Source organism: Delftia sp. SD018, from assembly GCF_017355445.1.
GTDB classification, from domain to species: Bacteria; Pseudomonadota; Gammaproteobacteria; order Burkholderiales; family Burkholderiaceae_C; genus Comamonas; species Comamonas acidovorans.
Window position 1 is genome coordinate 34,039 of sequence record NZ_JADDRN010000034.1, and the last position, 18,477, is coordinate 52,515.

The window sequence follows — 18,477 nt, forward strand, 5'->3', positions numbered from 1 at the left end:
GCAGGCAAAGACAAAAAGACAACAAGGCCATGGGCTGGAACAGAAAAGCATGGGGGCCGGTGGTGCCACGCCCCGCGCCTGCGGACATGTGGCGCGTGGCCATGGGCTCCATCGTGGGCATGGGGCTGGCCACGGCCCTGGTCTGGCTGGCGCATGCGGGCACCTGGGATCTTCCCCTGCGCCTGTTCGCGCCGCTGGGCGCCACGGCCGTGCTGCTGTTCGCCGTGCCCACCAGCCCGCTGGCCCAGCCCTGGTCCTGCGTGGTGGGCAATACGGTGTCGGCGCTCTGGGCCCTGTTCGTGCTGCAGTGGTGCCCGCCCCAGCTGGCCCCTGCACTGGCCGTGGGTGGCGCCATAGGCTGCATGCTGCTGACGCGCTCGCTGCACCCGCCAGGGGGCGCCATGGCCCTGCTGACGGTGCTCAACGCCAAGGCCTCGCTGGCCGCCGGCTGGATGCTGCCCTTTCTGCCCGTGGGCGCGCTGACACTGGGGCTGGTCCTGGCGGCCACGGCGCTCCACCGCGCCACGGGCCGGCGCTATCCCCACCATGCCGACACGGCGCCCAAGGCCGCGCCCGCCGATGCGGCCCATCGCCATGCCTCGCGCCTGGGCCTGTCCCATGCCGATCTGGAAGGGCTGCTGCTGCGCTTCGGCCAGGAAAACAACCTGGAAGCCGACGACCTGGCCGAGCTGCTGGCCGCCGCCGAGGAAACCGCCATCGAGCACCGCCTGGGCGGCGTGCGCTGCGCCCAGCTGATGACGCGCGATCCCGTGAGCTGCTCCATGGACGACGACGTGCACGCCGTGGCCGCACGCTTTCGCGCGCACCCGGCCAAGAGCCTGCCGGTGCTGGACGCCGATGGCGGCCTGGCCGGCACGGTCTCCCGTGCCGAGCTGTACGAGTGGCTGTGGATGAGCCCCGTGCGCCCGGCCGAATCTGCGGCAAAACCTTCTTTGTTGAACTGGCTGGGCCAGCGCCTGCCCGGCAAGACCCGGGCCGCGCCCCGCCTGTCGGAGCTGCCCCAGCTGGTTCATGCGCCTGAACTCAGCGTGGACGAAGACACGCCCGTGGGCCAGTTGCTGGACGCCCTGGCCCGGCACAGCGTGCCCTGCATTCCCGTGATGCGCGAAGGCCGGCTGACCGGCCTGATCACGCGCACGGATCTGATGCGGCTGCTGCTGCAGCCGGGCAGATAGGGCGACCCGGCAATTCGCCAGTTTCAGGAAGTGCGCCCAAGCGCAGCATCCTGAAACCTGGCCATCAGAACAGCACGCGGCAGCGGATGGTGCCCGGAACCTGGGTCAGCTTTTCCACGGCCAGACCCGAGGACTGGGCTGCCAGGTCGATCACCACATAGCCCACCTTCTCGTCGGTGCGCAGGTACTGGCCGGCGATGTTGATGCCGTTCTCGGCAAACACCTGGTTGATGGCCGACAGCACGCCGGGCTGATTGTGGTGCACGTGCAGGATGCGGTTCTGGCCGGGGTGGGCGGGCAGGGCCACTTCGGGGAAGTTCACCGCCGAGGTGGTGGTGCCGTTGTCGCTGTACTTGACCAGCTTCTCGGCCACTTCCAGGCCGATGTTGGCCTGGGCTTCCATGGTGGAGCCGCCCACGTGCGGGGTCAGGATGACGTTGTCCAGGCCGCGCAGGGGCGAGACGAATTCATCCTTGTTGCTGCGCGGCTCGGTGGGGAACACATCGATGGCGGCGCCCAGCAGCTTGCCGGCCTTCAGGGCCTCGGCCAGCGGCTCGATTTCCACCACGGTGCCGCGCGAGGCATTGATCAGGATGGCGCCGGGCTTCATGGCCGCGATTTCCTTGGCGCCGATCATCCACTGGGTGGAGGGCAGCTCGGGCACGTGCAGGGTGACGATGTCGCTTCCGGCCAGCAGATCGGCCAGCGATGCGGCCTGGCGCGCATTGCCCAGCGGCAGCTTGGTGGACACGTCATGGAACAGCACCTGCATGCCCACCGACTCGGCCATCACCGACAGCTGGGTGCCGATGGAGCCGTAGCCCACGATGCCCAGCGTCTTGCCGCGGATTTCGTAGGAATTCTCGGCGCTCTTGAGCCAGCCGCCGCGGTGGGCGGAGGCGTTCTTGGCGGGCACGCCGCGCAGCAGCAGGATGGCCTCGGCCAGCACCAGTTCGGCCACCGAGCGCGTGTTGGAGTAAGGCGCGTTGAAGACCACCACGCCACGCTCGCGCGCCGCGTCCAGGTCCACCTGGTTGGTGCCGATGCAAAAGCAGCCCACGGCCACGAGCTTTTGCGCGGCGGCGAACACGTCGGCCGTCAGCTGCGTGCGCGAACGGATGCCGACGAAGTGCACGTCGGCGATCTTGCGCTTGAGCTCCTCGCCTTCCAGCGCGCCCGTCACGGTCTCCACATTGGTGTAGCCCGCATTGCGCAGCACTTCGAGTGCGGAAGGATGGATGCCTTCGAGCAGCAGGAACTTGATCTTCGATTTATCCAGCGACGTTTTGGTCATGGGCGAGCCCTCTCTAGTCAGTCAGAAATCAGAGCGAGCATTACAGCGGATTCGGGAAGCCGCTACAGCCGGTAGGCCCAAAGCCTGCGCGCCCGCAAGCGGGAGAACCATGCGCCCTGCGGCCATGAACGCCCCGCCATCCAGCAGGCGCTCATTGCAGGACGGTGCATGCCACGGGAGCACATGCACACTTCGAGATTGGCGCGAAATGTAAAACATTGAGAACCGGTGCGCCCGTGCGCGGCAGCCTTCCTAGAATTCGCGCGTCTGTGTCCGGCGCTTTCAAATCAATAGCAACAGAACAGGCCTGCAGGCGGGCCGGACACGCCCTTGTTTTACGAACCAACCGAGGAATCCGATGATTACAAACATGCTGCGCAGGATCGAGGACCTGCTGGTGCAGGTGGTGCGCGTGGTGCTGCTGGTGTTCTCCCTGCTCGTGCTGGTGGGCATGGCACTGTGGACCTGGGAGAGCTTCAGGCCCGGCAAGGCCGAGGCGCCCCAGGCCGTGGCCCAGGAATTGAACTGGAAGGACGCCAGGCCCGACCTGCAGTTCGTCGTGGACGAAACCAGCCGCGACCTGGGCGCGGGCGGCGGCGAACCCGCCATGGAAAAGCGCCTGGCCGATCCGGCGCTGCGCCCCGCCTTCCAGAAGGCCGACGCCCTGGTGCGCGCCTACGTGAACAAGGATCCTGCGCGGCGCGAGCGCACCGAGCGGGACAACCAGGCCCGGGGCCTGGCGCCGCTGCACCCGCTGCTGCAAGGCGACGCCCTGCCATCCGAGGCCGATGTGCAGCGCCGCATCCAGGAACGCGGGCAGCGCGAAGGCGATGCCGGTGCCGTGGATGCGGCGGCCGACGCAGCGGCTGCAGATGCAGCGGCTGCCGCAGCCGCCTCCACCGACGAGGAAGACGGCTGGATGGTCGAGCCCGTGGATACCGCCGCCGCCATCCATGAGCGTGCCCAGGCCGCCGAGCTGGAACATGGCAAGGGCGCCTATGCGGCCTATGTGCAGGGCCTGCCCGCCGCGCTGGAGCAGGTCTTCGGCAATGCCGCCCTGGAGCCGCGGCTGCAGGCGCAGACGGCCCAGCAGATCCTGTCCACGGTGCTGCTGAACTACACGCTGTCCCTGGACAATGCGGCGCGCGCGCTGCGCGGCGAGGACAGCCACGGCAGCAGCTCCTGGAAGGAGCGCTTCGGCGCCGTGGAGACGGCCTTCTGGAGCATGCTGATGTCATTCCTCGTGCTGGTGGTGATGGTGCTGGTCTTCATCCGCATGGAGCGCCACCTGCGCGTGATCAGCCAGCAGCATGGCCAGGCACCGCGCCAGCCCTGAGGCCTTGCGCTATCGTTGCCGCTTTCCTTTCTGCTTGCCGCCTATCCGCATGACACGCAACACCACCACCCCCATCCATCCCCAGTTCCTGGGCCGCATGTCGCCGCGCGCCTTCAAGCCGGAGGCACTGAGCAAGGCCCAGATCGAGCAACTGGCCGACGCCGCGCGCTGGGCCCCTTCGGCCAGCAACAAGCAGCCCTGGCACTTTGCCTATGCGCTGCGCGGCGATGCGAACTGGCAGGCCTTCAGCACCATTCCCAACGAATTCAACCGCCGCTGGTGCCTGGAGGCGGGCGCGCTGATCGTGCTGATGTCCGACCGCCTGGCCTCGCCCGGCAAGCACAGCTTTGACGCGGGCTGCGCCTGGGGCTACCTGGCGCTGGAAGCCCATGCCATGGGCCTGGCCACGCACGCCATGGGCGGCTTCTCGGCCGACGCCGCACGCGAGGTGCTGCGCCTGCCCGAGCACCTGGAGCCCGAGGTGGTGATCGCCGTGGGCTGGCGTGGCGATGCGGCCACCCTGCCCGACGATCTGCGCGAGCGCGAGGTGCCCTCGCCCCGCAAGCCGCTGGCCGAAGTGCTGAGCGCCGGCCCCGTGGCCACGGGCGGCTGACGGCGGGTTCCAAGTCCTACGCCGCTTTGCGGGGATGCCCCGGATGGCCTGCCCAGGCCCCGGGGCTACACTGGCCCACAGGCCTGCGGCGCAGCAGGCGTCCATGACCCCAAGGAGTTGCCATGACCCCATCCACCAGCCCCAATCTCGACAAGCTGCGCAACATCGTCCAGAAGTTCGGCGCCAGCTCCTTCACCACGGACCAGGTGGCCAGCGAATACGACGACGCCCCGGCCACGGCGGAAAGCACCGAGCAATTCGACGCCCTGCTGCAGCGCCACGCGGCCGTGCTGGGCATCCATGCCGTGCCCGGAAGCGGCGGCCAGGGCCACGGCGCCACCGTCTGGCAGCCAGCCTGAGCGCGCAGGCGGCGCAAAGCACGGCGCCGCTACACTCGCTGCGGCCGGCACGGTGCCGGCGCGCAGTTTCCTTTTGATGTCCTCACTCTCTCCCCATACCTGGCTGCAGCTGTCCGTGGCAGCCAGTGCCTTGCTGGTGCTCGCCTCGATCGGCTGGGTCTGGCACGGCACGCGCGCCCTGCCCGCGGATTCGCGCGATGGCCGCAGCGCCCGGCGCATGGCGGCCCTGTTCGCCCTGGGCGCCCTGGCCTGGCTGGCCTACGGCCTGTACACGGGCTATGCCGTGCTGTGGAAGGCCGACGCGCTGATGCTGTTCGCCCAGCAAGGCGCGCTGCTGCGCCTGCCGTTTCTGATCGGCGGACTGACTTGGGTGGCCGCGCTGCTGGTCACGCGCGTGCTGCGCATGCTGGGCCGGGCCGGATCGGCATGAGCCGGCGCTGACCCCACGGTGCGAGCGCTCAGGGCGCCGCCACCTCCTTGGGCAGCACATAGGCGCGCACGCTGTCCCCGGCCTTGGTTCCGGTCGAACCATGCCCACCCGCCACCACCACCAGGTACTGGCGCTGGTCCGTGCCCAGGTAGGTCATGGGCGTGGCCTGGCCGCCTGCGGGCAGGCGGTCCTGCCAGAGCTGGCGGCCGCTGTCCACGTCGTAGGCGCGCACATAGTTGTCCAGTGCCCCCGAGTAGAAGGCCACGCCGCCAGCGGTCATCACCGGGCCGCCAATGCCGGGCACGCCCATGCGAAAGCCCAGCGGCAGCGGGCTCAGGTCACGCGGCGTGCCGTTGCGGCGCTGCCAGACGATCTGGCCCGTGCGCAGGTCGGCACCCGCCACAAAGCCCCAGGGCGGCGCCTGGCAGGGAATGCCCAGCGGCGAGACAAAGGGCTTGAGCCGCACCGCAAACGGTGCGCCAAAGTTTTCGTTGAGCGCGGGCAGGCCGTCCTTGGGCGGGCCGCCATCCTGCACCAGCAGCGAGGTATCGTCCGCACGCGGCACCAGGGTGGAGACGAAGGCCAGCCGCGTGGGCGTGGCAAACACCACCTGCCGGCGCGGGTCCACGGCCACGCCGCCCCAGTTGAAAACGCCGAAGTTGCCCGGATAGATCAGCGAGCCCTGCTCCGAGGGCGGCGTGAAGCGTCCCTCGTAGCGCAGGCGGCGAAAGGCCAGCCGGCACCACAGTTGCTCGAAGGGGCTGGCGCCCCACATGTCGCGCTCGGTCAGGGCCGGGGGGTTGAAGCTCAGTTGCGAATGCGGCTGCGTGGGCGCCGTGCGGTCGCCGCGTGCCGCGCCCTGCGGCGCAGCCACCTCGGTGACGGGCAGCAGCGGCTGGCCCGTGCGCCGGTCCAGCACGAACAGCTCACCCTGCTTGGTGGGCTGCACCAGGGCGGGCACGCTGTGGCCGCCGATCTCCAGGTCGATCAGGCTGGGCTGCGAGGGCACGTCGTAGTCCCAGAGATCGTGGTGCACGGTCTGGAAAACCCAGCGCACGGCGCCCGTGGCAATGTCCAGCGCCACCACCGAGGACGAATACTGCTCGGCCTCGGCGCTGCGCCGCCCGCCCCACTGGTCGGGCGGCGCATTGCCCATGGGCACGAAGACGAGGCCCAGCGTCTCGTCCACGCTGGAGATGGACCAGCTGTTGGGCGAGCTGGGCACATAGGTCTGCCCCGGGGGCAGCGGCGTGCTGTTGCCCGGCCGCCCCGGGTCCCAGGCCCACAGCAGCGCACCCGAGCGGATGTCGAACGCACGGATCACGCCCGAAGGCTCGCGCGTGGAATGGTTGTCCAGCACCGTGCCGCCCACGATGATGCGGTCGCGCGCCACCACCACCGGCGAGGTCGAGTAGTACGAGCCCGGCTTGCGCTCGGGCATGCCCTGCCAGAGGTCGATCTGGCCCTGGCCGCCCGCCACATTGCTGCAGGTCTGGCCATCTGCGGGATTGAGCGCGACCACCTTGCCGTCGGCCGTGGCCATGAACAGCTTGGCGGTGCAGCGGCCGTCATCGCCAGGGGCTGCAGAAGCCGAAGCCGTGGATGCGGCGGTGGGTGCAGGCATGGCCTGCGCGCCGGGCTTCCTTGCAGCCGGCGCCACCGCCGAATGCGTCTGCCCTGCCGCCGCATCGAACTGCGCGGCCGCCTGCGCCGACTGGTAGGACAGGCCCCGGCAGGTCAGGTGCTGCAGCGCCAGCCCCTTGGGCATGGGCAGGTCGCGCCGCCACAGCTGCTTGCCCGTGGTGGCATCGAGTGCAATCACCGACTGGTGGGGCGTGCACAGGAACAGGCGCTCGCCGATCTTCAGCGGCGTGACCTCGAACGTGGTTTCTTCGGGATCGCCGGGTTTGCCGCGCACATCGCCCGTGCGGAACTCCCAGGCCAATTGCAGCAGCCGCACGTTGTGCGGGCCGATCTGGCGCAGCGGCGAATAGCGCTGGCCCGCTCCGGTGCGGCCATAGGCATGCCATTCGCCCTCGGGCACGGCATCGGTGGCATCGCCCTGCAGCACCGGCGGGCTGCGCAGGCCACCGGCATCGGAGGCCACCATGGACATGTTCTGCACGGCCGTGACCTGGCCGTCGGCCGGCAGGTCCGACGCAGCGGCGGCCGCACCCGCAAACTGGCCCTGGGTTTCATGGGCATCGCGCTGCCGCCCGAATGACAGGCCCGCAAGAATGGCCGTGCCCAGCACCACCAGCGCCAGCGCCGCATGGGCCGGTGCCAGGCCCCGGTTCTGGCCCATGTCGGGCTCATGGCGCAGCGCACGCACCGACCAGGGCAGCACCAGCAGCAGGCCCATCAACCAGGGCACCCCCAGGCGCCCCGCCAGCGGCCACCAGTCCAGCCCTATCTCCCAGACCGCCCACAGCGCGGTGCCCAGCAGCCACAGCGCAAACAGCCACAGCGCCGCAGCCGAACGGCGCGCCACACCCAGGCCCACGGCCAACAGCAGCACACCTGCCACCACGTAGTAGCCGCTGCCCCCGGCCCACAGCAGCTGCGCGCCTCCCCAGGCCAGCCAGGCACCGGCGGCCCACAGCCACAGCACCGTCAACCATCGCCATGCCGTCATGCATGCTCCCTTCTCGCGGCGGCCCGGCACCTGTGGCTGCAGCGCACACCAGCAGCCAGGCCCTGAGGGCCCGGGAAAATCCGTGGCCGGGAATGTAGTGACAGCCTAGACCGCCGCAATGGCAGCGCTTGCAGGACGAATCCGATTCACGCGCGCCGGGCGTGCGGCAGGCCGTTCGCGCCAGACGGGAAAGACAGGGGGCAAGGGCCGTTCAGCGGCCCGTGGGAGCCGCAGCGGCGGCGGCCGCGCTCCACAGCGCACGCAGCGGCACGAGCTCGGCATCGAAGCGCTGGTTGATGCGGCTTTTTTCCTGCTCCTGCTGCTGGATGAAGCGCTGCTGCTCTTCCTGACTGCTGCGGTTTTCATCGAGCTGGCGGCGCAGGGAGGCGGGGGCCTTGGACGGGTCCTTGCGGTAGAACTCCATCTCGCCATCGATCTTGACGCGCTGGGCCTGCAGCTCCTGTATGCGCTGGCGCGCCAGGTTGGCGACCTGGTCGGTCTGCGACAGGGCCTCGGCGCGTTCGGCGTCGTGCGCGGCCTGGTTGGGATAGCGCGCAATCAGCGCGCGCTCGCGCGAGCGCTCCTCGCGCACACGGCGCTGTTCGGCCTGCTCGCGGCGGCGCTGGGCATCGAGCTCGGCGCGCTCGTTGTCGGTCAGCGTGGGGCCGACGCGGCGCAGCTCCACGCCGGAGCTGCCCAGCACACGCTGGTCGCGGTCCACGCATTCGGCAATCGGGCGGTCTGCCGTCAGGCGCCGGCCCTTGGCGTCGGTGCATGCATAGATGCCGGCCGGCACGCCGGCATCCAGGGCGCAGGCAGGGCCAGCCGTGGCACCAGCCAGGGCGCACCACAGGAACCGTGCATGCAACGCCTTGTTCATCAAACCCTTATTCCTTGTCGTTGACTCCGTAACGCTGGCGGTAGGCCAGCACGCGCTCATGGTGGCCGCTGCCTTCGCTGCCACCTTGAATCTCAAGATAAAGCAATAAATCTGCCAACTTTGCAATGGTGCAGACCTGCATGCCCAGCTGATTGCGCACGTACTGCACGGCGCTGTGCGGCACGTCCTGGCCATTCTCGGTGGCCATTTCCTGGCGGTCCAGCGCGATCGCCACGGCATGTGGCGTGGCGCCTGCGGCGCGGATGATGGCGATGGACTCGCGCGCTGCCGTGCCGGCGCTCATCACGTCGTCCACGATCAGCACGCGGCCCTTGAGGGGCGCGCCCACCAGGGTGCCGCCCTCGCCGTGGTCCTTCGCTTCCTTGCGGTTGTACGCAAAGGGCTTGTTCAGGCCCATGCGGGCCAGTTCCACGGCCACGGTGGCGGCCAGCGGGATGCCCTTGTAGGCGGGGCCGAAGATCATGTCGAACTCGATGCCGCTGGCCGCGATGGCTTTTGCATAGAATTCGGCGAGACGGCCCATCTTGCCGCCGTCATCGAACAGGCCGGCATTGAAGAAGTACGGGCTCATGCGCCCGGCCTTGGTCTTGAACTCGCCGAAACGCAGCACCCCTGCGTCAACGGCGAATTGCACAAATTCCTGCGCCAGACGGCCTGTGTCATCGGCCTGCAGATTACTCACCACCATGGATTCATCCTTGTTCAAATTGACCAGCCTCAACCTCAACGGCATCCGCTCGGCCTCGACCAAGGGCGTCGAAGCCTGGATCGAGGCCACTGCGCCGGATTGTATTTGCGTGCAGGAAATCAAGGCCCAGGCCGCCGACATGACCGGACGCTTCGAGCTGCTGGCCGGCCTGCGCGGCCACTTCCACTACGCCGAGAAGAAGGGCTACTCGGGCGTGGGCGTCTACAGCCGCCACGAGCCCAGCGATGTCGTGGTCGGCTTCGGCTCGCACGAATTCGACGCCGAGGGCCGCTACGTGGAGGCGCGCTTCGACACGCCCGCGCGCAAGCTGTCCATCATCAGCGCCTACTTTCCCAGCGGCAGCTCGGGCGAACTGCGCCAGACGGCCAAGTTCCGCTTCCTGGCCGAAATGCACGATCACCTGATGCGCATGAAGGGCGAGCGCGAGTTCATCCTGTGCGGCGACATCAACATCGCCCACCAGCAGATCGACCTCAAGAACTGGCGCAGCAACCAGAAAAACAGCGGTTTCACGCCCGAAGAGCGCGAGTGGATGACAAAGTTGTTACACAAAACTGATCCCACGGGCGGTCTTGTGGACGTTTATCGCCTGCTCCAGCCGGACACCACGGACGCCTGCTACACATGGTGGAGCAACCGCGGCCAGGCCTATGCCAACAACGTGGGATGGCGCCTGGACTACCACCTGGCCACCCCGGCCACCGCCGCACTGGCGCGCACCGAGCACATCTACAAGGATGTGAAGTTCTCGGACCATGCGCCGGTCACCATCGGCTATGACATGAAGGTGTGAGACGTTCAAGCAGGGCCTTGGGTCGCGGCGGTTTGACTCGTCGCGCTCTCATACAGACACTTTGCGCATGATCTTTATCTGAGGGTTCCGAGATGAAATCCATTGCTGTCTCCAGCGCCAAGCGGCCAATCCATCTCACGATCAATGCAGATCTGGTGACGCAGGCCAAGGCCTATACCGACAATCTCTCGGCCACCATGGAATCCCTGCTGGCCGAATACGTTGCCAGGCAGGAGGGCGCACAGCGTGAGCGCCAACGGCTTGCCGACGCCTGCGCCAGCGACTGGAACGCGGTCAACATCGCGGTGGGTTCGTTCGCAGACGAGCACTCGACGCTCTAGTGGCGCAATTCGACGTTCATCGCAACAAGGGAGCCTTGCGCGACTCGATTCCCTACGTCGTCGTGGTCCAGTCCTCGCTGTTTGACCGCTACCGCCGTCGCGTCGTGGTTCCACTGGTTCGGCAGAATCTGCTGCCGCGCGGCACTCCAACCGTGGGTGCGAGGATGAATCCTGTGTTTGTCATTGAAGGCGTGCCGGTCGTCCTGCATGCCCTGGACATGGTTTCAGTCGCCCTGGATCAATTGGGTGAAGTGGTGGCCTCACTGGAGCATGAAGGCCAAGCCATCGCCGATGCGCTGGACGAATTGCTGACCCGGTCCGGGGGCTGACCCAAGATCGTTTTCAAGGAGGCCAGGGCTTGGGCCCTGCCCTCCTCGGACTTCAGCCCGGGCGCACGCCTCACTCCAGCGCCTTGCCCATGTCCTCCACCACCTTCTTGGCGTCGCCGAAGACCATCATGGTCTTGTCCATGTAGAACAGCTCGTTGTCCAGGCCCGCATAGCCGGCCGCCATGGAGCGCTTGTTGACGATCACCGTCTTGGCCTTGTAGGCCTCCAGGATGGGCATGCCGTAGATGGGGCTGCCCTTGACGTGTGCGGCGGGGTTCACCACGTCGTTGGCGCCCAGGATGATGGCCACGTCGGCCTGGCCGAACTCGCTGTTGATGTCCTCCATCTCGAAGACCTGGTCGTAGGGCACCTCGGCCTCGGCCAGCAGCACGTTCATGTGGCCGGGCATGCGGCCCGCCACCGGGTGGATGGCGTACTTCACGGTCACGCCCCGTTCGGTGAGCTTGTCGGCCAGCTCCTTGACCGCGTGCTGGGCACGCGCCACGGCCAGGCCGTAGCCGGGCACGATGACCACGGTCTCGGCATTGCCCAGGACGAAGGCTGCATCGTCGGCGCTGCCGCTTTTCACGTTGCGCTGCTGCTGGGAGCCTGCCGCCGCGCTGGTGGCCTCGCCGCCGAAGCCGCCCAGGATCACGCTGAAGAACGAGCGGTTCATGGCCTTGCACATGATGTAGCTCAGGATGGCGCCCGAGCTGCCCACCAGCGAACCCGCAATGATCAGCATGCTGTTGTTCAGCGAGAAGCCGATGCCCGCCGCCGCCCAGCCCGAGTAGCTGTTGAGCATGGACACGACCACCGGCATGTCCGCGCCGCCAATCGGAATGATCAGCAGCACGCCCAGCAGCAGGCCCAGGGCGATGACCAGCACGATGTCCATCCAGCTTTGGCTGTGCCAGAAGCCGAAGACGAAGAAGGCTGCTGCCAGCCCCAGCACGGCGTTGAGCGCATGCTGGCCCTTGAACTGCACGGGCGCGCCCTGGAACAGGCGGAACTTGTACTTGCCGCTGAGCTTGCCGAAGGCGATCACCGAGCCCGTGAAGGTCACGGCGCCGATGAAGGCGCCCAGCGCCAGCTCCACGCGGTTGCCGCCGGGAATGGCGCCGCCCTTGGCCGTGATGGCAAAGGCCCAGGGCTCGGCCACGGCGGCCACGGCGATGAACACCGCCGCCAGGCCGATCATGCTGTGCATGAAGGCCACCAGCTCGGGCATCTTGGTCATCTCCACGCGCTGGGCCATGACGGCACCGGCCGTGCCGCCGACCAGCAGGCCCAGCAGCACCCAGCCCAGGCCCAGGGCGTTGCCGCCGGCCAGTTGCACGATGAGCGCCGCCGTGGTCAGCACGGCGATCACCATGCCGGCCATGCCGAACAGGTTGCCGCGTATGGAGGTGGTGGGATGCGACAGCCCCTTGAGCGCCTGGATGAAGCAGACGCTGGCCACCAGGTAGAGCAATGTGACGAGGTTCATGCTCATGACTGGCCCTCCGCCTTGGCGTCCTTGCCGTCCTTTGCCGGAGCGCTCTTGCGCTCTTTCTTGCGGAACATCTCCAGCATGCGCCGCGTGACCAGGAAGCCGCCGAATACGTTGACCGCAGCCAGCGCCACGGCCAGCACGCCCATGGTCTTGCCCAGGCCCGTTTCCGTGAGCGCCGCCGCCAGCATGGCGCCGACGATGACGATGGCCGAGATGGCATTGGTCACCGCCATCAGCGGCGTGTGCAGCGCGGGCGTGACGGTCCACACCACGTGGTAGCCCACGTAGATGGCCAGCACGAAGATGATGAGATGGATGATGGTGGGGGATACGGCTTCCATGTCATTTCCTCCGCAGCTGGCCTTCATGGGCCATCAGGCACGCGGCCACGATGTCGTCCTCCATGTCCACATGCAGGGCGCCATCCTTGTTGATGATGAGCTTGAGAAAATCGAGCACATTGCGTGCATACAGGGCCGAGGCATCGGCCGCCACCATGGCGGGCAGGTTGGTCAGTCCCACGATGGTCACGCCATGCGTGACCACGGTCATGCCGGCCTGGGTCAGCGGGCAGTTGCCGCCGCGCTCTGCCGCCAGGTCCACGATGACGGCGCCGGGCTTCATGGCCTGCACCATCTCGGCCGTGACCAGCACGGGAGCGGGCCGGCCCGGGATCAGCGCCGTGGTGATGACCACGTCGGCCTGGGCCACGCGCTTGGCCACCTCGGCCTTCTGGCGGTCCAGCCAGCTTTGCGGCATGGGGCGCGCGTAGCCGCCCACGCCTTCGGCGGCCTCCTTTTCCTCGGCGGTCTCGTAGGGCACGTCGATGAACTTGCCGCCCAAGGATTCGACCTGCTCACGCACGCTGGGCCGCACATCGCTGGCCTCGATCACGGCGCCCAGGCGCTTGGCCGTGGCAATGGCCTGCAGGCCGGCCACGCCCACGCCCAGCACCACGACGCGCGCGGCCTTCACCGTGCCGGCCGCCGTCATCAGCATGGGAAAGAAGCGCTGGTACTGGTTGGCCGCAATCATCACGGCCTTGTAGCCGGCGATATTGGCCTGGCTGGACAGTACGTCCATGCTCTGCGCACGCGTGGTGCGCGGAGCCGCCTCCAGCGCATAGGCCGTCACTCCCGCATCGGCCAGGCGCTGCAGGCCTGCGGGCTGGAACGGGTCCAGCATGCCGACCAGCGTTGCGCCCTTGCGGATGCCGGGCAACTCGTCCTCCGAAGGGATACGGACCTTGAGCACCAGGTCGGCGCCCAGGGCGCCTGCCACATCGACGATCTCCGCGCCCGCTGCCTCGTACAAGGCATCGGGCACGCTGGCCGCCACTCCCGCCCCCGCCTGCACGCGCAGCACATGGCCTTGCGCACGCAGCTTCTTGACGGTCTCGGGGGTCGCAGCCACCCGGGTTTCTCCTGCCATGGTCTCGGCAGGCACGCCAATCAACATACCGGTTCTCCCTCGCGTGATGCCGGTACCCGCCCTGCATTGCGCAGGTGGCGGCCCGGCCCATCCTCGAAAAAATCCTTGCGTGCCTGCATCGGGGGCAGGCTGGCTTGGCGGCACGGCTAGCTTGTAACACGGCGGCGTTGCCGCAGCCACGGGGTCTGCCCGCGAGGCTGTCTCCTGTCCGTCACAGGGCCTGGATTGCCACGAGATGACAGCCACATTAAATGATCGCCATCCACGGCCCGGCGGACCGCTGCCGTGTCCCAATGCGCCTTTGAACGACTGCAGCGGCGCATCCGCGCAGTGCGAAGGAATGCACCATGGGACTCTTGCAAAGACTGTTCGGAAATCATTCACGCGGCGGCCACCACGGCGGCGGCGCATACCGTGCCGCCGCCGTGGCGGCGGTCTGCCCCGGCTGCCGTGCATCCATTGCCGCCAGCTCGCGCTTTTGCCCGCAGTGTGGCGGCGCGGTGCTGCCGCAGGCCTGCAGGAACTGCAACGCCAGCCATCCGGCCGGCGCGCGGTTCTGCGGGCAATGCGGCCAGCCGACCACCTGAGGGCGCAAGCGGAGGCGGCCCTGCGCTGCCATCAGGGGAAGGAGCGGGAATAATGGGCGCTTTCGCCAGAAGCACCCACGCCGCCCATGCTCCAGTACCACACCATCCCCGTCACCGCCTTCCAGCAGAACTGCTCGCTGGTCTGGTGCGACCAGACCATGGAAGCCGCCGTCATCGATCCGGGCGGCGACCTGGAGCAGATCGGCTGGGAGATTGAGCGCCTGGGCCTGGCGCTCAAGGCCATCTGGCTCACGCACGCCCACATAGACCACGCAGGCGGCACGCGCGAGCTGGCCGATGCACAGCAGCTGCCCATCATCGGCCCCCATCCCGGCGACCAGTTCTGGATCGATGCGCTGCCCCAGCAGGGCGCCATGTTCGGCTTCCCGCATTCGGACCCCTTCACGCCCACGCGCTGGCTGCACGATGGCGACACGGTGAGCATCGGCCAGGAAACGCTGCAGGTGCGCCACTGCCCCGGCCACACGCCCGGCCACGTGGTGTTCCATGCGCCGCAGATCGACCGCGCCTTCGTGGGCGACGTGCTGTTCGCGGGCAGCATAGGCCGCACCGACTTTCCCCAGGGCAACCACCAGCAGCTGATCGACAGCATCGTCCAGCGCCTGTGGCCCATGGGCGACCAGACCGTGTTCATCCCAGGCCACGGCCCCGAAAGCAGCTTCGGCCGCGAGCGCAAGAGCAACCCCTACGTGGGCGGGACCTGAACCTGCAGCTGTCTCAGCCCAGCACCTCGATCCACCGATAGCCCAGACGCACGCTGCCGCCCGCCTGCAGCTTGCGCAGCTCCTCGTTCACGCGCTGGCGCGAGGCGCCCACCACATGCGACAGATCACCCTGCGATATGCGCAGCAGGGTGCGGCCGCCGGGCAGGGGCTGGCCGTTCTCTGCCGCCAGAACCTGCAAGGTGGCCCAGACCCGGGCATGCAGCGTGTCCTCCGAACTGATGAAGATGGTGTCCAGCAGCCCGTTCACGCGCAGGCTCAGCAGGCGCGCCACAGCCAGGCATGCGGGTGCATCGCGCTCCAGGAAGTCCAGCAGCGGCTGGCGCGGCAGAACCAGCACCTCGACATCGCCATCGGCCACCAGGTCCACGGGCACGGGCGCATTGCCCAGCACCGAGCTGATGCCGGTGATCTCCCCGGCCTCCAGCCAGCGCGTCATGCGCTCGGTGCCGCCCACGGTGAAGGCCACGACACGAAAGCGCCCTGACAGCAGCACCAGCGCATGGTCGGCCGCATCGCCGCGCTTTTGCACGAACTGTCCATCGCGGTAGCGGCGCCTGGAGCCTATGGCCCGCAGCCCGCGTGCCGATGCGGCCGGCAATTCGGCCAGCAGGTCCACGCGATAGCGCTCGCTGCGCGCCTGCGCCAAAGACGTGTTGGGGGAACCGAGCTTGGTGTTCACCCGCCCATTGTCCCTTTCGCGGCAATTGGCGCATAGCACCATCCTTGTAATCGGCCCCATACCCACACGTATGGAGCCCGCCCCATGATCCGCACCACGCTCGCCCTGGTATCCGCCTTCGTGTTCGCCCTGCTCTCGACCCAGGCAGCCCTGGCACAGACGCCCACGCTGCGTATCCAGGACTACCCCGGCATCGGCAATTTCCTGGTGCGCGTGGCCAACGCGCGGGGACTGTGCGAGAAGCACGGCATACGCTGCGAACTGCGTCCCATCCCGCAGGCGCCGCTGGCGCTGCAGACCTTGCTGGCCGGTGACCTCGAAGTGGCGTTTACGCCGCCCGAGGTGCTGCTTCAGGCGGTCAACAAGGGCGCCGACCTCAAGGTGATCGGCAGCGGCGCGAGCGCGCCGACGTTCTTCCTCATGGCCTCGTCGGCCCTGCCCACCCCGCGTGCCGCCCAGGGCTATCCCGCCGTGATGCAGGACTTCAAGGGCCGGCGCATCGGCGTGACGGCGCGTGGCAGCGCGGCCGAGTTCCAGCTCGTGAGCCTGCTGCAGGGTGCGGGCATGAAGGCGGACGATGTGACCATCGTCGCCGTGGGCTCGCCCAACACCGCCTTTCCGGCGATTGCGCAAAAGCAGGTCGATGGCCTGATGCTGTTCTCGCCCATGGACGGCTTTTGCGAGGTCAGCCAGGCCTGTCGCATCGTGGTCGATCCGCGCAGGGGCCAGGGTCCCGCCGAGGTGTTGGACACCAACGGCGCCGGCGTGCTGCAGGTGGTGCGCGCCGACTTCCTGCGCAAGAACGCCCCGGCCGTGGAGGGCTTGCGCCGCGCCATGAACGAGGCGGCTGACTATGCCCGCGAACCGGCCCATTTCGATGCATTGCTCAAAGTCGCGCAGGACAGCTTCAGGATCAACACGCCCGGCGGCGACCGGATCCTGGAAGTGGCGCTGCGCAACGCCATTCCTTCCATGCAGTTCGCAGTGGACCCCGGGGCATTGCAGCACGCCGCCCGCTACCTGCAGCGCACGGGGCAGATCAGCCGGCTGATCGACACCGCGCCCCTGCTGGTGCAGTGAAGGAGGCGCTCGCCATGACTCCCAATGGATCACGCCTTCCGCCCCCGCAGGCCATTGCCGCCGACGGCCTGCACCTGAGCTTCGACGGCCGCACGCAGGTGCTGGACAACATTGCGCTGCAGGTGGCCGAGGGCGAATTCGTCTCGCTGGTCGGGCCCAGCGGCTGCGGCAAGACCAGCCTGCTCAACCTCTGCGCAGGCCTTGTGGCCCACACCGGCGCCGGCACGCTGCGCGTGCTGGGCGAGGCACCGCGCCTGGGCAGTTCCCGCGTGGGCTACATGCTGGCGCGCGACAGCCTGCTGCCCTGGTGCACGGCGCTGGAGAACGCCGCCTTCGGCGCGCGCGTGCGCGGCGTCGGCACGGCCGACAGCACGGAGCGCGCACTGCGCATGCTGCAGGAGGTAGGCCTGGCCGACCATGCGCAGGCCCTGCCCAAGGCCTTGTCGCACGGCATGCGCCAGCGCACGGCGCTGGCGCGCACCTTTGCGCTGGACGCGCAGCTGCTGCTGATGGACGAGCCCTTCGGCGCCCTGGACGCGCAGACCAAGCTGCAGCTGCAGGACCTGCTGCTGCGCCTGTGCCAGCAGCACCGCCACAGCGTGCTGTTCGTGACCCATGACCTGGCCGAGGCCGTGGCCGTCTCCGACCGCGTGGTGGTGATGTCCTCGCGCCCGGGCCGCATCATCGCCGACCTGCCCATAGACCTGCCGCGCCCGCGCTCCATCCGCGACCTGCAGAAGTCGCCGCGCTTCCATGAACTCTACGCGGCCCTGTGGTCGCAGCTTGAATCGGGATGGGTGCACCATGAAGGCTGACCGTCTGCAATGGCTGGCGCTGCATGCGCTGTTCATCTGTCTCGTGCTGGGACTGGCCGAATGGGCCGCCGCGCGCCGCTGGCTGGACCCCACCTTCTTCGGCCAGCCCAGCGGCGTGGCCGCCTATCTCTGGAACCATGCGGGCACGGCCCGGTTCTGGTCCGACCTGGGCTGGACGCTGGCGGCCGTGGCCTGCTCCTTCGTTCTGGGCAGCGTGGCCGCCTTTGCCACGGGGCTGGCCTTCGTGCGCTGGCCGGCCATCGAGCGCTTTGCGGAGCCCTACTTCAACGCGCTGAACGTGATGCCGCGCATCGCGCTGGCGCCCCTGTTCATCCTGTGGTTCGGGCTGGGGCTGGGCAGCAAGATCGCCGTGGGCTGCTCGCTGACCTTCTTCATCGTGCTGTCGGCCACGGTGGCAGGCATGCGGGGCGTCAGCCAGGACCATGTGACGCTGTGCCGCACGCTGGGCGCCAGCGCCGCCACCACCTTCTTCGAGGTCACGCTGCCCGGCGCCGTCCCAGTGATCTTCTCGGGCCTGCGCCTGGGATTGATCTATGCCCTGCTGGGCGTGGTGGGCACCGAGATCATCGCCAGCGAAAAGGGCCTGGGCCAGACCCTGGCCTACCTGGGCTCCACCTTCGACATCAATGGCGTCATGGCGCTGCTGCTGGTGCTGGCCCTGCTGGGCGTGGGCATGGTGCGCTTCAT

Annotated in this window: 21 protein-coding genes; 13 read left to right on the plus strand and 8 right to left on the minus strand. The window is 68.3% G+C overall.

Annotated features, from left to right (window positions below; translation table 11 throughout):
• Positions 1–29 precede the first annotated feature (29 nt).
• A complete protein-coding gene (locus INR38_RS25145; RefSeq protein ID WP_207444063.1) occupies positions 30–1,196 on the plus strand; it encodes an HPP family protein in 1,167 nt (388 codons plus the stop codon).
• A 64-nt stretch (positions 1,197–1,260) separates the two neighbouring features.
• Here INR38_RS25145 and serA read toward each other — a convergent pair whose 3' ends face one another.
• On the minus strand, positions 1,261–2,490 hold the full coding sequence (gene serA, locus INR38_RS25150; protein ID WP_012202286.1) for a phosphoglycerate dehydrogenase: 1,230 nt from the start codon (positions 2,488–2,490) through the stop codon (positions 1,261–1,263).
• A 358-nt stretch (positions 2,491–2,848) separates the two neighbouring features.
• Here serA and INR38_RS25155 point away from each other — a divergent pair, with 358 nt between their 5' ends.
• The 4 genes from INR38_RS25155 to INR38_RS25170 all read left to right on the plus strand — a co-directional run bounded on the left by INR38_RS25155 (position 2,849) and on the right by INR38_RS25170 (position 5,228).
• A complete protein-coding gene (locus INR38_RS25155; protein WP_065347695.1) occupies positions 2,849–3,826 on the plus strand; it encodes a hypothetical protein in 978 nt (325 codons plus the stop codon).
• A gap of 49 nt (positions 3,827–3,875) precedes the next feature.
• Positions 3,876–4,439, plus strand: coding sequence for a nitroreductase family protein (locus INR38_RS25160; RefSeq protein WP_207444061.1), 564 nt, complete (start codon positions 3,876–3,878; stop codon positions 4,437–4,439).
• Positions 4,440–4,561: 122 nt separating this feature from the next.
• The gene (locus INR38_RS25165; protein WP_013800215.1) at positions 4,562–4,798 is read left to right on the plus strand and encodes a hypothetical protein; all 237 of its coding nucleotides are present in this window, start codon (positions 4,562–4,564) and stop codon (positions 4,796–4,798) included.
• Between the two features lie 76 nt (positions 4,799–4,874).
• The gene (locus INR38_RS25170; protein WP_207444059.1) at positions 4,875–5,228 is read left to right on the plus strand and encodes a hypothetical protein; all 354 of its coding nucleotides are present in this window, start codon (positions 4,875–4,877) and stop codon (positions 5,226–5,228) included.
• A gap of 28 nt (positions 5,229–5,256) precedes the next feature.
• Here INR38_RS25170 and INR38_RS25175 read toward each other — a convergent pair whose 3' ends face one another.
• From INR38_RS25175 to pyrE, 3 genes are all read right to left on the minus strand, one after another.
• Positions 5,257–7,863, minus strand: a complete 2,607-nt coding sequence (locus tag INR38_RS25175; protein ID WP_207444057.1) for a membrane-bound PQQ-dependent dehydrogenase, glucose/quinate/shikimate family — start codon at positions 7,861–7,863, stop codon at positions 5,257–5,259.
• 211 nt (positions 7,864–8,074) lie between these two features.
• A complete protein-coding gene (locus INR38_RS25180) occupies positions 8,075–8,743 on the minus strand; it encodes a DUF4124 domain-containing protein (protein ID WP_088166585.1) in 669 nt (222 codons plus the stop codon).
• Positions 8,744–8,750: 7 nt separating this feature from the next.
• Positions 8,751–9,452 carry an orotate phosphoribosyltransferase gene (gene pyrE / locus INR38_RS25185; RefSeq protein ID WP_013800211.1) on the minus strand — a complete coding sequence of 234 codons (702 nt, stop codon included), beginning with the start codon at positions 9,450–9,452 and terminating at the stop codon, positions 8,751–8,753.
• A 10-nt stretch (positions 9,453–9,462) separates the two neighbouring features.
• On the opposite strand from pyrE, the gene INR38_RS25190 reads away from it, so the two are divergent.
• The 3 genes from INR38_RS25190 to INR38_RS25200 all read left to right on the plus strand — a co-directional run bounded on the left by INR38_RS25190 (position 9,463) and on the right by INR38_RS25200 (position 10,936).
• Positions 9,463–10,266 (plus strand): exodeoxyribonuclease III, encoded by an 804-nt coding sequence (locus INR38_RS25190; protein ID WP_013800210.1) that lies wholly within the window; start codon positions 9,463–9,465, stop codon positions 10,264–10,266.
• Between the two features lie 92 nt (positions 10,267–10,358).
• Positions 10,359–10,607 carry a type II toxin-antitoxin system CcdA family antitoxin gene (locus INR38_RS25195; protein ID WP_043791083.1) on the plus strand — a complete coding sequence of 83 codons (249 nt, stop codon included), beginning with the start codon at positions 10,359–10,361 and terminating at the stop codon, positions 10,605–10,607.
• A complete protein-coding gene (locus INR38_RS25200) occupies positions 10,607–10,936 on the plus strand; it encodes a CcdB family protein (protein ID WP_043791081.1) in 330 nt (109 codons plus the stop codon). The genes INR38_RS25195 and INR38_RS25200 overlap by 1 nt, the downstream gene beginning before the upstream one ends.
• A gap of 70 nt (positions 10,937–11,006) precedes the next feature.
• Here the strand turns inward: INR38_RS25200 and INR38_RS25205 are convergent, their stop codons facing one another.
• From INR38_RS25205 to INR38_RS25215, 3 genes are read right to left on the minus strand one after another with little or no spacing between them, the layout of a single operon-like run.
• The gene (locus INR38_RS25205) at positions 11,007–12,431 is read right to left on the minus strand and encodes an NAD(P)(+) transhydrogenase (Re/Si-specific) subunit beta (protein ID WP_012202277.1); all 1,425 of its coding nucleotides are present in this window, start codon (positions 12,429–12,431) and stop codon (positions 11,007–11,009) included.
• Positions 12,428–12,772, minus strand: coding sequence for an NAD(P) transhydrogenase subunit alpha (locus tag INR38_RS25210; RefSeq protein ID WP_012202276.1), 345 nt, complete (start codon positions 12,770–12,772; stop codon positions 12,428–12,430). Before INR38_RS25210 ends, INR38_RS25205 begins: the two co-directional genes overlap by 4 nt.
• 1 nt (position 12,773) lies before the next feature.
• Positions 12,774–13,889, minus strand: a complete 1,116-nt coding sequence (locus tag INR38_RS25215; protein ID WP_012202275.1) for a Re/Si-specific NAD(P)(+) transhydrogenase subunit alpha — start codon at positions 13,887–13,889, stop codon at positions 12,774–12,776.
• A 320-nt stretch (positions 13,890–14,209) separates the two neighbouring features.
• Between INR38_RS25215 and INR38_RS25220 the strand changes: the two genes are divergently transcribed.
• On the plus strand, positions 14,210–14,449 hold the full coding sequence (locus tag INR38_RS25220; RefSeq protein ID WP_013800208.1) for a zinc ribbon domain-containing protein: 240 nt from the start codon (positions 14,210–14,212) through the stop codon (positions 14,447–14,449).
• A gap of 86 nt (positions 14,450–14,535) precedes the next feature.
• On the plus strand, positions 14,536–15,174 hold the full coding sequence (locus INR38_RS25225) for an MBL fold metallo-hydrolase (RefSeq protein ID WP_012202273.1): 639 nt from the start codon (positions 14,536–14,538) through the stop codon (positions 15,172–15,174).
• Positions 15,175–15,187: 13 nt separating this feature from the next.
• Here INR38_RS25225 and INR38_RS25230 read toward each other — a convergent pair whose 3' ends face one another.
• Complete coding sequence (locus INR38_RS25230) at positions 15,188–15,874, minus strand: Crp/Fnr family transcriptional regulator (protein ID WP_013800207.1); 687 nt, start codon at positions 15,872–15,874, stop codon at positions 15,188–15,190.
• An 84-nt stretch (positions 15,875–15,958) separates the two neighbouring features.
• On the opposite strand from INR38_RS25230, the gene INR38_RS25235 reads away from it, so the two are divergent.
• The 3 genes from INR38_RS25235 to INR38_RS25245 all read left to right on the plus strand — a co-directional run.
• Positions 15,959–16,954 (plus strand): ABC transporter substrate-binding protein, encoded by a 996-nt coding sequence (locus tag INR38_RS25235; RefSeq protein ID WP_207444055.1) that lies wholly within the window; start codon positions 15,959–15,961, stop codon positions 16,952–16,954.
• 14 nt (positions 16,955–16,968) lie between these two features.
• A complete protein-coding gene (locus tag INR38_RS25240) occupies positions 16,969–17,769 on the plus strand; it encodes an ABC transporter ATP-binding protein (protein WP_099735002.1) in 801 nt (266 codons plus the stop codon).
• Positions 17,759–18,477: ABC transporter permease (locus INR38_RS25245; protein WP_207476003.1), on the plus strand; the 719-nt coding region annotated here is incomplete at its 3' end. The genes INR38_RS25240 and INR38_RS25245, both read left to right, overlap by 11 nt.